The organism is Microbacterium sp. Bi128, from assembly GCF_918698205.1.
Window position 1 is genome coordinate 1 of sequence record NZ_CAKKMM010000736.1, and the last position, 2,514, is coordinate 2,514.

Annotated in this window: 3 protein-coding genes and 1 pseudogene; 2 read left to right on the plus strand and 2 right to left on the minus strand. The window is 67.1% G+C overall.

Translation table 11 applies throughout. The features are described from left to right. Both LQV45_RS25555 and LQV45_RS25560 read right to left on the minus strand, forming a co-directional pair. A pseudogene (locus LQV45_RS25555) lies at positions 1 to 309 on the minus strand (cytochrome P450); the annotation flags it as partial. Positions 310 to 460: 151 nt separating this feature from the next. Continuing rightward, complete coding sequence (locus LQV45_RS25560) at positions 461 to 1,255, minus strand: IclR family transcriptional regulator (RefSeq protein WP_230009434.1); 795 nt, start codon at positions 1,253 to 1,255, stop codon at positions 461 to 463. A gap of 165 nt (positions 1,256 to 1,420) precedes the next feature. Between LQV45_RS25560 and LQV45_RS25565 the strand changes: the two genes are divergently transcribed. Both LQV45_RS25565 and LQV45_RS25570 read left to right on the plus strand, forming a co-directional pair. Continuing rightward, positions 1,421 to 1,924 (plus strand): MarR family winged helix-turn-helix transcriptional regulator, encoded by a 504-nt coding sequence (locus LQV45_RS25565; RefSeq protein WP_230009435.1) that lies wholly within the window; start codon positions 1,421 to 1,423, stop codon positions 1,922 to 1,924. Beyond that, a partial coding sequence (locus LQV45_RS25570; protein WP_230009436.1) for an alcohol dehydrogenase catalytic domain-containing protein occupies positions 1,921 to 2,514 on the plus strand: 594 nt, incomplete at its 3' end. The genes LQV45_RS25565 and LQV45_RS25570, both read left to right, overlap by 4 nt.

Genomic DNA, 2,514 nt, shown 5'->3' on the forward strand with positions numbered 1-2,514 from the left:
CGAGTAGGCGGTGAAGCCGCCGTCGTCCATGATCTTCTTGGCCGCGGCACCGCGTTCGCGGACAGGCGCCTGGGCGTTTTCGCTGGAGAAAGTCTCCCAGTCTTCAAAGACGGCCTTGATGTCGTCATAGCGGGAGACGACATAGAGGCCGATCCGCTCGTCGAACATCACGGGCTGCTCAGCCCGGAGTTCGGCGTAGGCGGGGAAGGGATCCTTCATCTGGAACGGCTCGTAGCCGTGGTGCCCCGTAGGGGCTTCGGCGCCGTGTCCGAAGGGACAGCGGCCGGCCGTTTCAGTCGACGATGACATCTGGGCTCCTTGGTTTTCCGGTCCCGCTGACAGCAGCAGTGCATGCCGGGGGTTCTTCCTCCAGTGTGGCCCCCGTCACCTCGGGATGGCAGGAAAGGCTTCCACTGAGCGGAAGTCACTTTGCCGCGGGCCTGCAGCTGCAGGGTTCGGCCTAGTGCGATGCCGCAGTGTGGCTGCCCAGCAGCGTTTCCAGCGGGATCCGCGCGGTGGCGCGTTCGATCTGCGCCGAGATGCCCCTCAGGACGGGAAGGTGGCGGCTCATCGTGGCGGCCTGGCTCGTGGGAAGCACCAGGCCGATCGCGGCGCCGATTCTGCCGGTGTGGAAGACCGGGACGGCGATGGAGCACGAGCCCAGCCGGACTTCCTCGAGCGTAGTGGCGTAGCCCTGCTCCCGGATCTGGGTCAGTTCGGCGGCCAGTTTTCTCGGGTCAACGTGGGTGTGCGCGGTGTGCCGCTCGAGCTGCCGGTTCAGGTAGGCGTCGCGGACCCAATCCTCCTCGAAGGCCAGGAGGACCTTCCCGACGGCGGTCGCGTGCATGGGCAGGCGTCCGCCGACGCGGGAAGCTCGGGGCAGGCGCTTGGAGCCGTAGACGCAGTCGATGTACAGCACCTCGTGGCCGGACCGGACGGCCAGGTGCGCGGTTTCGCCCGTGAGGGAGAAAAGATCCTGGATGTATGGGCGCGCCGCGTCGCGGAGCTGCCGCCCGGTGTTCTGGGCAAGCTCCCAGAGGCGGATGCCCAGCTGATAGCGGCCGTTGGGCTCGCGGGAAAGTAATCCCCAGTCCGTGAGCTCGTTAACAAGCCGGTGGGCGGTGCTCAGGGGCAGCCCGGATTTTTCCGCGATTTCCGTCAGGCTGAGGGCACCCCGGGACTTTTCGAAGGCTTCCAGGATGGAGAGCACCTTCGAGGTCACAGTCCTACCGGGCTCACTGCTGCCGCCAGCCATCAAGGCTCCTCTGAAATATTCGCCCATCGTCGATGGTCGCCGGGACGTCCGATCAGAGTCTAGCCCTCGAGCAGGAGCACACGAGTCCGCCAAAGAGCTGCAGCCGGCCGGTAAGTAGAATCCGGGGAAGTATCTTCCATGGAATCCAAATGCTAATCTTGATCCATGGACACCAGAACTGGCCAGACTGACTTCTATCCCCTCTTCAGCGCACTGACCCGGCTGGAAACCGAGCTGTGGGATGCGGTCGACGCCCGCCTGCGCCAGGAATGCGGACTTCCCCTCGGCAGGTTCGAGGCGATGGTCGTTGTCTCCTCCCTTGGCACGTGCAGGGTGTTCGACATCGCGTCGGCGCTGGCCATAACCGTGGGCGGCGCCAGCAAGCTGGTTGACCGTGTTGAGGCGGCCGGGTACTGCTCGCGGAAGATGAACCCGGGCGACCGGCGCTCCTCCCTCCTTGACCTCACGGAAGAAGGGAAGGCGGTGGTTGCTCGGGGCCGCGCTGTGATCGAGGCCGAGCTCGCGCGCTGGTTCACCCCGGCCCTGAGTCCGCAGGAGACCACCACCCTGTTCGACCTCCTGGCCCGGCTTCGCAGCGCCCAGCAGCCCTCCTTGGACTCCACGGCGGCCAACTCCAAGGCGGCCAACTCCAAGGCGGCCGGTCAGTGAGCGGCGGCACCATGCGGGCCGTGGTGCTGGACGGCCCAGGGCCGGCCGAGGCGCTGGTCATTCGCGACCGACCCATCCCCGTGCCACTGCCGGGCCAGGTGCTCATCCGGGTCCGGGCGTTCGGGCTCAACCGCTCGGAACTGCACACCCGCCTGGGCTTGGCCGAGGGCGTCACGTTCCCGCGCGTGCCCGGAATCGAAGCTGTCGGCGAGGTGGCCGACTCCCCCGGCGGCGAGTTCCGCACCGGGCAGAAGGTCGCCACCCTGATGGGGGGCATGGGCCGCGTGTTCGACGGCGGCTACGCCGAGTACACGTGCGTGCCGGCCCGGCAGGTCATTGCCTTCGAATCAGAGCTGCCCTGGTCCGTCATCGGCGCCGTCCCGGAGATGCTTCAGACCGCCCACGGCTCCCTCACCATTGGCCTGGACATCCAGGCCGGCCAGAGCCTGCTCATCCGCGGCGGAACCTCCTCCGTCGGCATGGCCGCCGCAATACTTGCCAAGCGCCGCGGGCTCACCGTCCTGGCCTCAACGCGTGACGAAGCCAAGCGGGAAGCGCTCGCCTCGATCGGCGTCGACCATGTCCTGATC

Excerpts from the sequence above, each read along its gene's own strand:
- LQV45_RS25565 (WP_230009435.1), top strand. The coding sequence starts at position 1,421 with ATGGACACCAGAACTGGCCAGACTGACTTCTATCCCCTCTTCAGCGCA.
- LQV45_RS25560 (WP_230009434.1), bottom strand. The coding sequence starts at position 1,255 with ATGGCTGGCGGCAGCAGTGAGCCCGGTAGGACTGTGACCTCGAAGGTG.